The sequence below is a fragment of the Vibrio sp. 1978 genome, from assembly GCF_033344345.1.
In genome coordinates this window covers 18,567-34,578 of sequence record NZ_JAWPOP010000030.1, presented here as the reverse complement: position 1 = coordinate 34,578, position 16,012 = coordinate 18,567, and the positions used below count along the sequence as shown (strand labels likewise).

Below are 16,012 nucleotides of genomic sequence, written 5' to 3'. Positions count from 1 at the left end.
CATTAACTTTATGTCTCACACTTCTCTTTAGATTGCGAGAAGTGTGAACTTCTGTTGATACTGAGAGGAGGTTGCATTGGTCTCAAGGTAGCTGTGGTGAAGCATTAAGATCGATTGGACAATCTTCGTCCCGATCCCCAAAGAACCGCCCTCCGCTTCTTCCTCGATGTGATTGACGAAGGTAAAGTGGATGCGCGACTTATCTTCACTCAAATACGCTTGGCAATGCACTTCCGAGCCAATTGGGCTGTGGCGCAATGCATTTTCAAGCAGGTTCAACACCAACCGCTCTAAGAGTCCTTTATCACCCACGGTTTGGATTTCACTATCGATATCCACTTTCAACACCACTTCTTTACGAGAAAACTGGCTCTGCATCGTTTCAGCACATTCTGCCATCAACGCTCCCAAATCCACGGGGCGGTACTCGTAGTTTGGCATTGGTGCTTCTTTGCGCGCGGCGTCTAATAAAGAATGCAGTTGAGTTGAGAGCTTCTCACAATTTCGGAAAGCGACGTCAATCAAAGGATCGGATTCCGGATGTTGCAAACGCCATGTTTCCAAATAACCCAGCACGCTCGATAACGGCGTTTTTAAATCGTGACTAAGCTGCAACAAGCTTTGACGACGATGAGACGATTGATACTCCAACTGTAAAAACTGTTGCTGAATGTGCTTCGCCATCATCTGATAAGAGTGCGCAATCGGCACGAGCTCCGGCACTTGGTGAGTAAAATCAGGTTGCAGGCGGAAATCATGTTCAGCTTGCTGTTGAAGTTGCTTGGTCACGCGCTCAATCGGATTCAATAGGCTACGTTTGACCAGCACATAAGCTCCAAGAGCAAAGCCTAAAATGGACACTAAGACCAATCCTGCCAGCGCGATGTAAGGAGTATCGACTTGAGCATTGGCAATGGCGTCATGTCGGGTACTGCCAATCACCACGTAGAGATAACCGATCGTAGAGCCTAATTCTTCTATCGCCGCGACAGAAAAGACTTTGTGCTCACCACGATTGCGTGGGTCTTCACCCAAAATAGGAAAAGGCTGGTCATTTAAGAATTGCTTAATGGGATTGAGATCCACCTTCCCCATGATCTCCGCCCCTTCCGGTGCAGCATGGGTGGTGATGTTACCTTGGCTATCGAGGAAGTAGATTTCAAAATCAGGGCCGATCAGCATGAGCGTGTGAAAAATCGACTTGAGCGCTTTCGGATTGTAATCCGTCCCGATCATCAGCGGATTATCATCACGCATGTGGCTGGCTAGCTCTTTATGCAGGCTTTGCTTGGTGCGTAACTCAATGGTTTCTTTTTGCCAATTGTAAGTCAGTGCAATCACCACCGCCGCGAGGCAAAACCACAAGCTAGTAAATACCACTAAGCGAGATTTGAAGCTCATCCTATCGCCTCCTTAAACAGCGATGTTTCTGAAACACCCGTGATGATTGAAAAATGACGGTGAAAACAGCTGCCGACTTACTGTCTTGACTTACTTTCTTACATTAGTGTCTTGGTTGAAACTTATACCCAACACCCCACACGGTTTGAATGAAGTGATGATCAGAGTCAGACAACGACAATTTGCTGCGTAAACGGTTTATGGTGCTACACACTGTGTGGTGATAACCAGAATGGCTGGTGTTCCAAACGTGATCGAGCAATTCATCTTTACTGTAGACTCTGCCCGGACGAGTCGCGAGAAACTGCAGCAAAGTAAACTCTGTCGCGGTAAGAGTGACATCCTTGTCGTTTAGGGATACTTGGTGCAACTCCGGAATAATTCTCAGCGGACCAAAATCCATCGCATCTTCGAGGACTTCATCTACTACTTTGGCTTCTGCGGTTTGGCTGACTCTGCGTAACACGTTTCGCACTCGTGCTTGGAATTCTAATACGCTAAATGGCTTAGTGATGTAGTCATCAACACCCGCTTCTAAACCGTCAACCTTGTCCATTTCACCGTCTCTGGCGGTCAGCATGAGCACAGGGCTCCAATCTTGTTGCTGCCGCAAATAATGGCAGATGTCTAGACCATCACCATCTGGTAAACCTCGGTCAAGGATCAATAAATCAAAGGGTTGTTGCTGGTATTGCGCTTTAGCATCGGCGACATTTGTTGCTCGCGACACTTGGTGTCCTTGAAACTTGAGATGCATCTGAACCAGTTCCGCCAAATCATCGTCATCTTCCACCAACAAGATGTTCGCGACTAAATTGATTGCCTGTTGTTCCATGGTCCTTTCCTTGCCTTCGAGTATCCTCACTTTGCACATGACCGGAACAAATTAGAAATTCTTTCAAAAAAGGTTCCGATGACGCCATGAGGGATAAAGCGCTCGGCTACAAGCGCTTTGGAAAGGAGACGTCATCGGAGCCTGTGTTACTCGACTCGAGTGATGGTGACTTTCGCACCTGGGTTCAAGAAACGATGGTTCGCAGAAAGTGCTGAGTTTGCTAATCCATCATCTTGGCTAACTACCCCCGCATGGAATGCAACAACGTCATTGCTGTCATTACGGGCGGCATTGAAGCCCTCACCGCCGCCTGCTGGGCCCGGAATGGTTGCGGCAAGCTCATCGTTTAGCTCTGTACCGGAATCCCAAACGTTCATGCTCATTTCATAGCTTTCACCCACTGCGAGCGATTTGAGCGATAGCCCCGTTTCGCCAACAAAGGCATCGTTGGTATTCACGAACATAGACGCCACTGACAAGTAACCGTAACGACTAGGGTCAACCGTGATGGTGACTTCGTCCGATGCCCCCCGGCAACACCAATCCATTACCCGAAATGCCTTGGTAAACACTGTCATTGCTGTTCATCAACTCAATCAGCTCAGCGTTACTACCGCCTTCGGCAAGGTGCTCAAGTTCAACAGATGCGGCTTGTCCAATTTCAAACAATTGGTAGTCACCATTGTGAGTGAGTACCGCGAGCGGAGACATAGGTTGATTCGCAGTCAAGTTCGCCACGTTGACGGTGTAGCGGTACGATTTCACTACGTCATTATCATCATCGCTTGGACAACCGGCGAGCAAGCCGACTGAAGCTGCTACTAGTAAGATTCTGTATTTCATACATCCCCCTTACTTCACAACGATTGTGATGGTTGCAACTGGGTTTAACCAACGATGGCTGCTGCTGTCTAGGTCACTGATGCCGCCAGTTGGGTCGCTATCACCAAGGTTACCCGGATGCACGTGAACTTTGTCGTTAGTTACCGTTGCTTCAACGCCTGTGCCGCCAGTACCAAAGGTAATGAAAGGTGGGTTTGGCATGCTAGACGCAAGTTCATCGTTCGCTTCTGTACCGGCATCGTAACTTCTTAGCGTTGCTCGGTATGTACCCGCTTCCGTTGGAATCTTCCAACTATCCAGACCGACGAAACCGTCATTGGTTGGCAGCAACATCGCGCTCAGAGAAAGATATCCGTGGTCGCCACTGTCTAAGGTGAAGGTGGTTGCAACACCCGGATTCAAAATACCACCAGCAGGGTTCTCAACCACCGCACCACCAGCGTTACCAATCACACTAGCAAGACCAGAGATATCACCGCCTTCTGCCATTGCTTCTAGTTCTGGCGTTGCTGCTTGACCCGTTCTGAACATTTGAAGATCAGAGCCATGTGCGGCAACAATAAGTGGCGTAAAGTAGATGCCTTTGGTTGCGTTTGTCACGGTGATTTCCAATTCCGCCGCATTCACTGATGCAGAGCCTAGTGCCATAGCGACTGAAGTCATGACGAGTCCGAGTTGGGTACGTTTTTTCATTGTGATTCCATCCTTTAATGAGGGTTGAACTACCCAAGCCCATGTGTACGGCTTTACTTCTTTGTTCGTGACTTGAGTAGGTTAAGCATTACGTTTCGAACGTTTTGCGTTCTTGCCTCTAAGAATGACGAGCAAATCTATCAGCAACTTCATCGAATTCTCATAAAATTCTCACAAGTTCTGTTCGAATTCTGTCAGCAGCACTTTTTTATTTATACTCAAGTAACCTCGAGATGCTTGGTTCAGCGAGGATGACTTGGTTTGAAGGCGAGGCAACAATTTGAAAATCTAGTGGTTCTAAATCGAAAATTGTTAACGAAGCATGCGAACCAAGGCAACTCGCCCTTCGGGAGCGTGCCACTGAAGCAATTTCTTCGTCAAACAACTTGGAAAGAGCTCGCTATTCCGCTTCGTTGTTTTCCTTGAACTTGAATCAGTGACAACGCTCTGAACCATGTATCTTGAAGTCACTTGAGTATATTCAGATATTTACACTTCGCGCTCTCCCCTCCTACAATGCGGTATTCCCTGTTTAAATCACGATTCTCACCATGATTCATAACGTTCTGTCTGCCTACTATGGCGAAATCTACGGCATCGCTTTTTTCAACCACTACTTGAGCCATTACACCCAAAGTGAACAACAAACACTGTGGCAAACCTTGATTGAAGTGGAAGAGCTAACCGCAGAAAAGCTCAAACCTGTACTGCTAACACATGGCATGGATATCGAAAGTCGACACCAAGAGATGCTGGATAAAGGCTTGGCAGATGCAACTAAGTGGATTGGTTTACCATGGCAAGAGTTGGTGGCGACTCTTTTGAAGTGGGTAGAACCTTATGAGGTTAAGTATCGAGAGTGGCATGAAGAAGTGAAAGCTTCACAGCAGTATTCAATCGCTGAGCGAGAAGCTATCGAGTTAATTGCAGACCATGAAACGGCCATTTATCACTGTTGGCAGCAATACCATACTGGTGAATCTGGCTTGCCTGCACTCAATGCATTTTTGGCAAAATATCGTTAAAGCGAGACGGTGACACTTGAACCTCGTGAAACCGTACCAGACAATATCGTTATTCCGCTGCGCAGAACTGAACAATTATGGTTAATCCAAAACTCATTGCCCTACTTCCTGATCTTGCTTCGTTTATCTTGGTGGTAAACGAAGGCAGTTTTACCGCTGCTGCTAAACAACTCGGCGTAACGCCATCGGCTTTAAGTAAGTTGATCACACGGTTGGAACAAGCCCTCTCGGTCAAACTGTTTGAGCGCACAACTCGTAAGTTGATCATCACTCAAGCAGGGCAAAAGGTTTACGACCAAAGCATCGCAATGGTGAATGCCGCGCAGCAAGCCGTTGAGCTATCTGCGGAAGATCATGCTGAGCCAACAGGCGCACTCACAGTAGCAGCCCCTGAAGCATTTCTTAATTCGGTGCTTCAACCGTTTGTGTTGCCATTCCTAGAACGTTATCCAAACATTCAGCTTAAGCTGCGTGCAGCAGATGGTGAGATTGATCTGTTCCGCCAAGGTATTGATGTTGCCTTTAAGCTCACCGACAAACCCGATGAGAATCTAGTGCTCAAAGAGATCAGCAAGACCAATCTCGTTTTATGTGCCTCTCCAGATTACCTAGCCAAACATGGTATGCCTGAGCACCCAACCGAGCTTGAGCAACACGACTGCATTTATCTTGCCGAGAACGACAAAGACAACATCTGGTCATTCTTTAAAGAAGAAGCGTTCCACTCCATTGCCGTGAGTGGACGCTACGCCGTCAACCATTCTCAAATGCGCTTGAACGGGGTTAAGTCTGGCTTGGGAATTGGGATCTTCCATGACTTCGTGATCAAAGACGCGTTAGAGCAAGGAGAAGTGGTAGAGGTTCTGCCGGATTGGATGATCAAGAGTAACTACCATGGCGCTATCGCGATGCAGTATGCGCAAACCAAATACATGCCCGCTCGTCTGCGTGTGTTTATCGACTTCGTTAAGGAGCATTTAGTCTCCGAGGATACTAACCATGCTTGAAGAGGCTAACCATGTTTAATGCCATTCATCACGTCGCGATCATTTGCAGCGATTACCCAAAGTCAAAACGCTTTTACACTGAAGTGTTAGGACTGAAAGTCATTGCCGAAAACTATCGTGAAGCCAGAGACTCCTACAAGCTTGACCTCGCTTTACCTGACGGCAGTCAAGTTGAGCTGTTTAGCTTTCCGGGCGCCCCTGAGAGACCGAGCTTTCCCGAAGCGCAAGGCCTGCGACATCTCGCTTTTTTGGTTGATGATGTTGAGCAAGTCAAAGCCTACCTAGAATCGAATGACGTTGAAGTTGAGCCAATTCGTATTGACGAATTTACAGGCAAAGCCTTTACCTTCTTCCAAGACCCAGATGGCTTGCCACTGGAGATTTACCAGAAATAAAAAGAGCCAGCACTTCGACTTCGCAGGCTCTTTTATTATTCCATTCTTTGTCTGTTACTAATTCAACGCCGTTTTCAGTTTCTCAACGCGGTTGAACAACAGCCAATCCAGTGCGAGAACCGTAACAATTGCCAAACCGCCCATCGGAAACGCCAGACACAATATCACCAACGTTACTAAGCCAAGCTTCCAAATACCGTCTTGCTGAAACTTAGGTGGTGCGCCCAATGCGGCACTGCGACTTGGTCTACGAATCCACCACATCACCACACCTGTGATTGAGATTAAGATGAACGCCAAACAGAACACTACGTTGAGCACTTTGTTCAATATACTCACATCACCTTGATGCAATGACACACCTGCCGCCATGAACTTGGCAAATACGCTGTAATCTTGCCACGTTACATCCACCAACAAGCGACCGGAATATTGGTCAAAGTGGCTGGTGCGATCTTGTCTTGGGTCGGAGATATCGCCACCCATGGAGTTAGCTGCAACGGTGTAAACGCCCTTCTCAGAGCGTGGCAAAAACAGCTTATAACCAGTGAAGCCCATCATTTCAGCCTTGAGGATGATATCATCAATGGAGAGCGCATCATGGCTGCCTGCGTATGCCATATCTTCCTTCATATTGGCATGATCATGAGCGGGTTTGTCTTTCGATTCAGGCACAGCAGCAAGCTCTAAGTTCCATGGCATCTCTTCTGAAGCGCCATGGTTGAGATCTTTGTGTGTCAGTGTGGATTCCGGTTTCTCACCCCATGTGTAATAGGTTGGGAAGGTATTCCAAGCTTGCACCATTTTCGCCCCCCAGATCCCTGCCCACGACAAACCTGAAATCAAAAAGAACAACAGAACAATCGACAGCACACCACCTAAATTCGCATGCAGGTCACGCATCAAAATCCGAGGACCGTTGTTAAGGCGAATTTTCAAAACGCCGGCGCGACTGGCGTTGTCTCTAGGTAACCAAAGGTACAAACCAGATACCAACAGCAAAATCCCCAGACTTGCGGCGATTTCAATTAAACGGTCGCCTAGGTCGCCAATGAGCAGCGTACCGTGAATACTATTCATCAGTTCATAGATGCTATCACCACGATTAATGGTGCCTTGTACGTCTCCTGTGTAAGGATTTACTGCAACAATCAGCGAGCTGCCTTCTTGGTTTTGAAGCGAGAATCGGTTGGCGATATCGGCCGTTTTAGCAGGTACAAATTGAGTGACATTAAAATCGGGATACGCCTGCTTTACGGTTTCCAATTGTGCAGAGACAGGAATCATGTGCTCTTGTGGTGAAACTTGTAATGTCGCTTCGTATCGAGCCAGTTCGATTTCATCATCAAACAACATCACCAACCCCGTGAGGGAAAGCATGAGCATAAATGGAATGACGAACAAACCTGCGTAAAAGTGCCATCGCCACGTCATAAAGTAGATGGATTTTGCGCGTGAGGCTTCCTTGAGTTGAGGCTTTGCCGAGTTTCTCAACATGTGTATTTTCCTTTTTTCATTGTTGAACACCCAAATTCAGTCAAACGCATCCTGCACATACACATTTGTATGCGGCGCTAATTGACTTAGATTCGGGAGTACTACTGCTCGAAGTGGCAGTGTTGTTGGCTTTATTTACTTGTAATTGTTTTTGTTATGAGAAAAGGGAAACTGGCGGCGCTCGAGGAACTGGTGTTTCAAATCGCACACTTAGAGCCAAATAAGCGTAGCTGTCAGAAGTCACCAAGCTCTGTCTTGAAAGTATCGGTGTCGTTGGAAGTGTATCGTGATGAAAAGTCGAGAAGTGGCTAAACGGACAAGGCTTGCCTTTGTGGCTGACCGAATTGTCGCCCTCTTCTATTTGGACCAACTCAAATCCGTTAAGCGTACATAGCGTCGCCCACACGCCCATGCTGTTACCATGAGCATTGATAACAGGCATCAGTGTCACTAGCACCCAACTGAGAGCACTAGCAAATAACATCGAGCGGTAAAAAGGAATTAATCTACGCATAACGGTGACTTAACAAATTTCACACAGCGTAACCAATTTTGAGTGATAGCTCAAAAACAGGATCAATAAGTGCTTGCTACCTCACAGGTTTTCTTGAATGCATCGATTGACAGTCGCAAAAAAGCCCGCCGAAATGGCAGGCTGATAATGTGTTCATTCATTACTTAGAGATAACGCGTAATCCACTGCCACGAGCAAATGCTCCGCTCAGTATATAATTAGCCAAACAACTTGCTCCAAATGCTTGGATTGCGCTTGTCGTGGTACTCTTCACGAAGACTATCGATTTCACGCAGTTGAGCTTTTGCTTCTTGTAGCTTGCCCGCATCAAGATCCGCTTCAATCTTATCTAGCGTTACCGTCAGCTTGTTAAAGCCTTCTAAGTAAGTATCAAACTTCTCTGGTGGGTAATTACCACGCTTAGATTGTTCAACAATCGCTTGCAAGCTATCAATCGCAGATTTCATGGTTTCGACATCAGATGCTTCTGCCGCCTGTTTGAATTCCATCTTCATCTGTTTCATGTTTTGTTTTAAATCAACCGCTTCTGCCATTGCGTATGTTGAGCCAAACGCAATCGCACACCCTAGGACTAAAGGACGTAACATTTTTCACTTCTCCATTTATAGTGCCGAATTCTGTGTCGGCTTTATTCACCCAAATAACCTACGCCATAAAAGGCGAAAAACTAGCTTAGTTGAGTATTTCCGGGTCGCAGTGTAAAGCAATCTGGCGTCGGGTGCATACCTTAAATGTAATCAAGTTTATGCGTTGAGAATGCTGTCATATTCTGCAATTGGTTTACGGCCTCTCAAAGCTAAGAAAGACAAAAACTGCTGAGCGGTGTGAGTAATCACTTTCTTGCTATCAATACCCACTTTGTCCATTAACTCTCCAACCAAATCCAGATTACCAACATCGTGACAGAAGTGCGCGTCACTGCCCGTGGTGAAGAAAACACCGAGATCTTTCCCGATTTGTGCAATCTCGTGGCAACGGTCTACGCTGCCTACTCGGCTGTTGCCTTTCAGCGTGGTGTTATTAATTTCAATCGCGACATTGTGCTCTTTCGCGCACGCTAAAACGGTCTGAAAATCAAAGTCGAAATTTGGATTACCAAGATGACCGAGCGCATCAATACGACCACTCTGAATGACATTAACAAGTGCTTCCGTGTGAGTTTGCTTGTTTGCAGGACGAAAAACGGGTTCATGAAAACTCGCAATCACCCAATCTAAGTTGCGGTCCACACTCAGTGGAATATCAATGTCGCCTTCGGTATTCATAATGTTAGATTCAACGCCGCGAATAATCGCAACGCCTTCAAGAAAACGAGGCAGAATTTTCTGGTTAGAGAAGAACCAGTAATGAGGCGCACCCGGCATTAATTCTGCGTGATCGGTCGTGCAGAACATATCCAGCCCGTTCTCTTTTGCCAACTTTGCATTTTCAATCAAGGTACTGTACGCGTGACCACTGGCGTACGTATGTGTATGGGTATCAACTTTAAATTCCATCATCCACTCTCTTAGGTGCGCTATCTTGCGTGCTATTGTATACCTTCCGGCAACGCATCGTCAGCCCAAGATAAGCAAGAACCCTAAGCTTGCTCTTCACTAATGGCTTTTATCAAGGGTAAGGCTTTTTCCCATCCGTGATTAAACATGGAAACAAAGTCATTGTGAGTATGAATGGTAACATTGAGTAGTAAACGATCGTTGTTGGTATCGATCTGGTAGATCTCTCGCGATCCGATCCACCTAGATGCTAGGTCAGCATCGAGTTGTTGACGATTATCCGGATTAAAAATGGCAACATGATGAAATTCAAGTTTTTGAAGCGGTAGCACCGTATCTATGATCGCCCTTGTCCCGCCCATATCTGGATCAAAAAAAGTGATGCCACCTCCTTCTTCCCAAGCTCCTTCAAATTGAGACTGCGGTGAAAAGGCTTGCGCCCAACGTTTATACAACTCAACATCGGTTAGCACTTCCCACACTCGTTGCGGTGTCGCCGAAATTTCGACGTAATAATTTAGCGTAAGCATGATTTCTCTCCTTGAACCTTTCTTGACGCTAGCCCATACTCAGGAAAAATCAAACCACACGACCAATTTATCTACCTGCCCCCTTCATTTTCCGACAGACTAAGAAGTTCTCGCTTGTAAACCGCCACTGCGATGCGCCGTAAAGCGAACCCAACATGTGTTCAGTATGATTGCGAGCACTATTAAACTCATCCCAACAATTTGACTTTGACTCATTCGGTCTTCAAAAAACAGGCTCTGCCAAACCGCAGTGAACAATAAGTTAGTAAAAATGAGTGGTGCAAGTTGAGAGCCACTGCTTGCCAGTTTATATGCTTTGGAGCGAAAAACTTGGGTGTTAATGATCATCAGAGACATCATACCGATCCACAGCACATTTGAAGAAATCTCAGGCGCCATAACACTCATATTAAGTAACGCGTCGAAGTCGTTAAACAAAGTTAGCGGCAACAGAAATACGGCAGCAAAACCAAACGCCCAAAAGTTGATTTCTAGCGGCGACATATTTGTTTTACTCACTTTATATAACGTAAGCTGAGAACCAGAATTGAAGAGTCCACCAGCCAAGCCGAGCAATAAATCCGCTCGCCATGTGATCTCACTTCCACCGCCCGCCAACATAACCACACCAGTGAACGCCATTGCTAAAGCCGCCAATGTTGAAACACGAATGCGCCCCCTCATGAACAGCTTTTCAACCAAGGGAATAAATAATGGGCCAGTAGCAAACAAAACGACCCCCTCAACGAGCGTTAACGTTTGTAATGACGCGATAAAGCAAAGTTGTGACAAACCGATACAAAGAGCACGCAATAAAATAGGCTTTAGCGTGCCCGCTTTAGGAAAGGTAAGGTTTTTCACACGAAGTAAGATAAGCAAGATAAGCGCAGGCACCAAAAAACGTAAGAAGCTAAATAGTGTGACGGAAAGTTCGCCTGACAACTGCTTTGCTAACAGTCCAGTAACAGATAAGCTTAACGTAGACATCAACATGAAAAGGATAGATTTATTTACAGCATTCATTCAATACTCCTTAATATATGGAGCATTTTAAAAGACATCACTTATCGTAAATAGCGAGTAATATTAACCATTGATGTAAGAAAAACTTACAGTTTAACTTATCTATCACCAGCTACGGTTTTTAAATTATGCGGAAACTAGTCCCCTTAAAGTCCATCTACGCATTTGTTGCAGTAGCTGAGTCTGGCAGCATGACAGAAGCAGCACAGATATTAAGTGTGAGCCACTCAGCCGTAAGTCAGGCAATTAAATCGCTGGAGAGTCAAGTCAACAAGCCTCTATTTGATCGCATAGGCAGACAAGTTCAACTCAACGCGGACGGTAAAAAGTATTACAGGAAGGTGGCACCCGCTTTAGAGCAAATTGTCGATGCAACGGAAGCACTCATCCAAGATCAGAACTTGCAGCGTGTTACGCTCAATATGGTGAATTCATTGGCTCTTCACTGGTGGATTCCTCGAATGTCAGATTTACAAGGGTTTGCTCCTCAATTAGACGTTCGTTTATCAAACCTGTCTGGCAGATTCAATTTAGAACAAGAAGGTATCGACGCGGCCTTGGTGCATGGAAATCCCGAAGAATGGCAGGATTACTACTGCGAAAAGCTCAGTGAAGATGAACTGGTTTTGGTGTGCAGTCCTGAATTGATAGCGAAGACCAAGGACTCAAACATCACTCAACTCTTAAAGCAGTATCCCATCATTGAAGTTACTAACGAACGAAGAAAAAATGACTGGAACGTGTGGCTGGACGCGACGGGTATCCAGCGACCTAAAAATAAAAAACCAATCACTTTTAACATGTCGATACAAGCCGTCCAGGCCACAACTCGTCGTTTGGGGTTATTGGTCACTCATCGCTTGTTTGTGAAGGATGACATCAAATATGGTCAGCTAATCGAGCTGGGTGAACCCGTCATTAATCCTCATCAACAGCTTTACTTTGTATGCCCGCCACACAAGCTAAAGCTTGAATCGTTTCATCTGTTGCGATCTTGGCTACAACAATCATTCAACTATTAGAAACTTTTGTTAAGCACATTCACTGAAAAACTAGTATAAAGTTAGAAGAGCACTTTTCATCCAAGGATGGTTTATGAAGCAGTATCAAATATGGCTAAGCGCACTCTGTTTTGCAGTATCTTTGAGTACGACCGCTGAAGTAGAAAATGATAACCGCCTTTCAGAACAAGGGATCTCCACGGCAATTATTGGGGGTCAGCAGGCTACCCAAAACCAACTTCCTTTTTTTGCACGTCTTATTCTACATAAAACTGGCGCTAATCAGTTTGCCAATATTTGTGGGGGAACCATTGTAAACGACCGCTTCATTTTAACTGCGGCTCACTGCGTAGAACCAAGCGTTTTTACTGACGGCTGGACAATCAACGACCTACGAGTGTTAGTCAAAAACCCTACGATGAATGACGTGTTTGTTGAAGAATTCAAAGATGTTCGCTCTATCACGATTCATCCTGATTATGTGCCTAGCGATTTATGGATTAATGACATCGCTGTCCTTGAATTGACTAGACCTATCACCGATAACGTCCAATCCATCACTTTACCGCAAGACTTTGGAGACTACAGCAGCAAGTCAGTTTATCAGATATTCGGTTTAGGTCAGACCTCAACCAATGATGAAAGCCCCCCTAACTATTTACGCTGGGCAGAAGTAAAACCCCTTACCGACACCCAATGCGCTTCGTTGGTAACAGGGTTTAACGCTCAGGAAAGTTTATGTGCGAATGGATTTCCTGAACGAAGCTACACTGGTATCTGTCGGGGTGACTCAGGCGGTCCTCTCACCTATCAAGACAATAATGGCATGTATCAGCAAATTGGCATTGTGAGCTACGGTTCTTCAGTTTGCGAATCCGCTGCGATTCCAAGTGTGTTTACCGAGATTTTGAACTATGCAACATGGATTGAGACCCAAACCAGCTCAGGTGTAAAAACCAGTTATAACGCCCTCTTAGCAAGTTCGGAAGATTATCATAGCGAAGGGGACTCTGGCTTTGAGCCTGTCGATACCAACACATCTGGCTTTGGTAACAACGGCAGCAGTGGCGGCGGTGCTCTCGGATCAGGGTTGATCATGCTTGGAGGCTGGTTTGGTTGGCTAAGACACCGCAGAAATTATTCGCGCTCCTAGTAGCGTCAACAAGACATCATAATATCTTGCGCTTAACGCGAGAGTTAATGATGTCTTCAATCATCTTTTGCTCTTTTTTCGCTTTTTCATAGTTCTGCTTAGTACGCCAACGATCAAGCACTTTTTCTAACCCTTGAACGCGTGCGTGCTTGTGTTCTAGCGTTTTCTGTACAGATGCACATTCCGCTTGCATAACGGCTTGCTCTTGCTCGTGGTGACGAAGCATTCTTTGTAGCATTTGGTCAACACGATTAAAGTTCATCAAAGCCGCGCTCGTCAGCGTCGGGCCGGTTCGGGTTGATTGTCCAGCGTGGCCTTTCAACGCCGACAACTGTTCCAATTGCATTGAAAGATGGGAGTGACGCTGACGCATGGCATCAAGTTGTTGACCCACACGGTCACGCTGTTTTTCTTCCATTTGCTGTAACTTGCCTACGGCTTTTAACTTGGATTTCATTTCAGCCTTGTCACTCCCATTTGATTAAGCACTTTGAAAAAGCTGCGCGAGCTCGGTCAAACTGGTTGGGTAATCTACAGACTCGTTGGCAGCTTGTTGTAGATATGCACGCAAATTTGGATACATAGCAACAGATTGATCTAACTCAGGATCTTGTCCTGGTTGATAACCCCCTAATGGCAGTAACTCTTTAACCTGAAGGTAGTTGGAGTACATTTGACGGAAGTTATTCGCAATCGTGCTGTGTGCGTCCTGCGTACAAGTATTCATACAACGGCTAATAGACGCGTTGATATCTATCGCGGGATAATGCCCTTGCTCAGCCAGTTGACGCGATAAAACGACATGCCCATCTAAGATGGCGCGCGCGGAATCCACGACAGGATCTTGTTGGTCGTCCCCTTCTGCCAATACGGTATAAATTGCCGTTAAGCTACCATGTTGATTTTCACTGTTACCCGCTCGCTCTAGGAGTTGAGGTAACACGCTGAAGACTGAGGGCGGATAACCACGAGAAGCTGGAGGCTCACCGAGCGAAAGAGCGATTTCGCGCTGTGCCATGGCGTATCGGGTTAGAGAGTCCATCAGAAGTAGAACGTCTTTGCCTTGGTCTCGGAAATACTCTGAAACGCGATGACAAAGTAGTGTCGCTCTTAACCTCATTAGCGGGGATTCATCAGCAGGAGCCGCGATAATGATCGCTTTCTTGCGCGCTTCTGGGGTTAAGTTTCTCTCGATAAACTCACGTACTTCTCTGCCTCGCTCACCGATAAGCCCGACCACAATTACATCGGCCTCCGTGTTTTTGGTGATCATCCCCATTAACACACTTTTACCGACGCCACTGCCAGCCATCAAACCAATACGTTGGCCTTTGCCTACCGTCAATAGTCCATTAATCGCTCGCACGCCTACGTTGAGTGGCGTATCAACTGGGCGTCGCTTCAGTGGGTTAATCGGTTTTGGTTCAAGTGAAACTCGATCACCCCCCTTAAGCGGTGCCCCGTCATCTAACGGCTCACCTAAACCATTCAGTACGCGTCCTAACCACTGAGAGCTTAGCTGCACGGTACTATCACCATCAAGAGGGATGACTTTTGCACCTGCAAACAGACCGCCTAAACGGCGGATAGGCATGAGGTAAGCAATAGTGTGTTCAAAGCCCACAACTTGCGCTTCGATCATATCGCCTTCCGCGGTTTCTACGAGACAACGCTGCTCAAGCTTAAACCGACACCCTACGGCTTGTAACATTAAGCCGTTTACTTTTATCAATCGCCCTGTTACGCGAGCAACAGGGATTGAATCGAGCGAAGCCAAGGCTTCGCTCAAACGCTCACTTAATAGTTCATGGCTTAGGGTATTACTCATGCTCAGACTCTACCTGTGGAATACTGACTTCATCCAAAAGGTGTTGCTTTACATTGTCCATACAGGCTTCCAAACGAGAGTCGCAGCTCGCATCCGCTTCTGCGTCATCAGTCACTAACTGACAGCCACCAATAGGAAGCTCCGTATTAGGGACCAGTTTCCAAGATTGCGGCAAATCAGCATTGATGTGAGTAATGCGCTCTAAATCTTGCGGATTTAAATGCACAGTTACTGTTTCCGCTTTACCAGGCATGGCAGACAATGTCTCGTCCACCAAAGCTAGGATCTGCTGAGGCATTAAAGTGAGCTCGGCACGAATCACTTGCTGAGCTACCTTTTGTACCAGTTCACAAATCATATGGCGTTGTTGCTGTTCTTTTTCATCTTGCCAACGAGAAAGGGCGTGAAAAAGTTCATTGACAGGCTTCGCCGCCTCCAAAAAGCCTTGCTTTCCAGACTGCTCACCGGAAACAAAGCCTTTTTGGAAACCTTCTTTTTGGCCTTCCAACAGACCTTGTTGCTTGCCCTGTTCGATACCTTGGCGTAAGCCTTCCTCATGTCCTTGTTGCAAACCTTGTTGAAAACCTTCTTCAAGTTGCTGTTGGATATCTATTTGAGGTTCTTGCCAGCCTTGGTTATCTAGCCCGAATTCGTCTTCGATAGTCTTAGGTTGCGCTAAAGGCGGAAAACGGTGTAAACGATACCCGCTCGGAGGCAATCGCATAGTACTTGATTTTGTCTCTAGCATGA

At 46.3% G+C, this 16,012-nt stretch carries 17 protein-coding genes and 1 pseudogene; 5 read left to right on the top strand and 13 right to left on the bottom strand.

Annotation, left to right across the window (positions count from 1 at the left end; all coding sequences use genetic code 11):
- Positions 1 to 27: 27 nt before the first annotated feature.
- From R8N49_RS21245 to R8N49_RS21230, 4 genes and pseudogenes are all read right to left on the bottom strand, one after another.
- Positions 28 to 1,401 carry a sensor histidine kinase gene (locus R8N49_RS21245; protein ID WP_213879418.1) on the bottom strand — a complete coding sequence of 458 codons (1,374 nt, stop codon included), beginning with the start codon at positions 1,399 to 1,401 and terminating at the stop codon, positions 28 to 30.
- 103 nt (positions 1,402 to 1,504) lie between these two features.
- Positions 1,505 to 2,236: a response regulator transcription factor gene (locus R8N49_RS21240; RefSeq protein ID WP_009704975.1), complete on the bottom strand. Its 732-nt coding sequence runs from the start codon at positions 2,234 to 2,236 to the stop codon at positions 1,505 to 1,507.
- Between the two features lie 146 nt (positions 2,237 to 2,382).
- Positions 2,383 to 3,079: pseudogene (locus R8N49_RS21235) on the bottom strand (spondin domain-containing protein).
- Between the two features lie 9 nt (positions 3,080 to 3,088).
- Positions 3,089 to 3,772 carry a spondin domain-containing protein gene (locus tag R8N49_RS21230; protein ID WP_005384002.1) on the bottom strand — a complete coding sequence of 228 codons (684 nt, stop codon included), beginning with the start codon at positions 3,770 to 3,772 and terminating at the stop codon, positions 3,089 to 3,091.
- Positions 3,773 to 4,323: 551 nt separating this feature from the next.
- On the opposite strand from R8N49_RS21230, the gene R8N49_RS21225 reads away from it, so the two are divergent.
- The 3 genes from R8N49_RS21225 (at position 4,324) to R8N49_RS21215 (ending at position 6,199) form a co-directional block, all read left to right on the top strand.
- On the top strand, positions 4,324 to 4,797 hold the full coding sequence (locus tag R8N49_RS21225; protein WP_186585100.1) for a hypothetical protein: 474 nt from the start codon (positions 4,324 to 4,326) through the stop codon (positions 4,795 to 4,797).
- A 77-nt stretch (positions 4,798 to 4,874) separates the two neighbouring features.
- A complete protein-coding gene (locus R8N49_RS21220; RefSeq protein ID WP_033906703.1) occupies positions 4,875 to 5,804 on the top strand; it encodes a LysR family transcriptional regulator in 930 nt (309 codons plus the stop codon).
- Between the two features lie 11 nt (positions 5,805 to 5,815).
- Positions 5,816 to 6,199 (top strand): VOC family protein, encoded by a 384-nt coding sequence (locus tag R8N49_RS21215; RefSeq protein WP_053303870.1) that lies wholly within the window; start codon positions 5,816 to 5,818, stop codon positions 6,197 to 6,199.
- A 57-nt stretch (positions 6,200 to 6,256) separates the two neighbouring features.
- On the opposite strand, the gene R8N49_RS21210 is transcribed toward R8N49_RS21215, so the two are convergent.
- The 6 genes from R8N49_RS21210 to R8N49_RS21185 all read right to left on the bottom strand — a co-directional run bounded on the left by R8N49_RS21210 (position 6,257) and on the right by R8N49_RS21185 (position 11,280).
- Positions 6,257 to 7,696, bottom strand: coding sequence for a PepSY domain-containing protein (locus tag R8N49_RS21210; RefSeq protein WP_318190070.1), 1,440 nt, complete (start codon positions 7,694 to 7,696; stop codon positions 6,257 to 6,259).
- Positions 7,697 to 7,850: 154 nt separating this feature from the next.
- Complete coding sequence (locus R8N49_RS21205) at positions 7,851 to 8,210, bottom strand: hypothetical protein (RefSeq protein WP_080276971.1); 360 nt, start codon at positions 8,208 to 8,210, stop codon at positions 7,851 to 7,853.
- A 218-nt stretch (positions 8,211 to 8,428) separates the two neighbouring features.
- Positions 8,429 to 8,818 carry a cytochrome b562 gene (locus R8N49_RS21200; protein WP_021035869.1) on the bottom strand — a complete coding sequence of 130 codons (390 nt, stop codon included), beginning with the start codon at positions 8,816 to 8,818 and terminating at the stop codon, positions 8,429 to 8,431.
- Between the two features lie 156 nt (positions 8,819 to 8,974).
- Entirely contained in the window at positions 8,975 to 9,727 is a 753-nt protein-coding gene (locus R8N49_RS21195; protein WP_186585621.1) for a phosphatase, read from the bottom strand.
- 83 nt (positions 9,728 to 9,810) lie between these two features.
- Complete coding sequence (locus R8N49_RS21190) at positions 9,811 to 10,257, bottom strand: SRPBCC family protein (RefSeq protein WP_005375065.1); 447 nt, start codon at positions 10,255 to 10,257, stop codon at positions 9,811 to 9,813.
- Between the two features lie 99 nt (positions 10,258 to 10,356).
- The gene (locus R8N49_RS21185) at positions 10,357 to 11,280 is read right to left on the bottom strand and encodes a DMT family transporter (protein ID WP_186585098.1); all 924 of its coding nucleotides are present in this window, start codon (positions 11,278 to 11,280) and stop codon (positions 10,357 to 10,359) included.
- 128 nt (positions 11,281 to 11,408) lie between these two features.
- On the opposite strand from R8N49_RS21185, the gene R8N49_RS21180 reads away from it, so the two are divergent.
- Both R8N49_RS21180 and R8N49_RS21175 read left to right on the top strand, forming a co-directional pair.
- Entirely contained in the window at positions 11,409 to 12,302 is an 894-nt protein-coding gene (locus R8N49_RS21180; protein WP_033906699.1) for a LysR substrate-binding domain-containing protein, read from the top strand.
- A 73-nt stretch (positions 12,303 to 12,375) separates the two neighbouring features.
- Positions 12,376 to 13,434, top strand: a complete 1,059-nt coding sequence (locus tag R8N49_RS21175) for a S1 family peptidase (protein ID WP_025768593.1) — start codon at positions 12,376 to 12,378, stop codon at positions 13,432 to 13,434.
- Positions 13,435 to 13,450: 16 nt separating this feature from the next.
- On the opposite strand, the gene fliJ is transcribed toward R8N49_RS21175, so the two are convergent.
- Genes fliJ through fliH form a run of 3 tightly spaced genes read right to left on the bottom strand, consistent with a single transcriptional unit; the run spans position 13,451 to position 16,010 of the window.
- Positions 13,451 to 13,891 carry a flagellar export protein FliJ gene (gene fliJ, locus R8N49_RS21170; protein ID WP_017820533.1) on the bottom strand — a complete coding sequence of 147 codons (441 nt, stop codon included), beginning with the start codon at positions 13,889 to 13,891 and terminating at the stop codon, positions 13,451 to 13,453.
- Positions 13,892 to 13,915: 24 nt separating this feature from the next.
- Positions 13,916 to 15,262, bottom strand: coding sequence for a flagellar protein export ATPase FliI (fliI, locus tag R8N49_RS21165; RefSeq protein ID WP_005375057.1), 1,347 nt, complete (start codon positions 15,260 to 15,262; stop codon positions 13,916 to 13,918).
- The gene (gene fliH, locus R8N49_RS21160) at positions 15,255 to 16,010 is read right to left on the bottom strand and encodes a flagellar assembly protein FliH (RefSeq protein WP_005375050.1); all 756 of its coding nucleotides are present in this window, start codon (positions 16,008 to 16,010) and stop codon (positions 15,255 to 15,257) included. Before fliH ends, fliI begins: the two co-directional genes overlap by 8 nt.
- Positions 16,011 to 16,012: the final 2 nt, after the last annotated feature.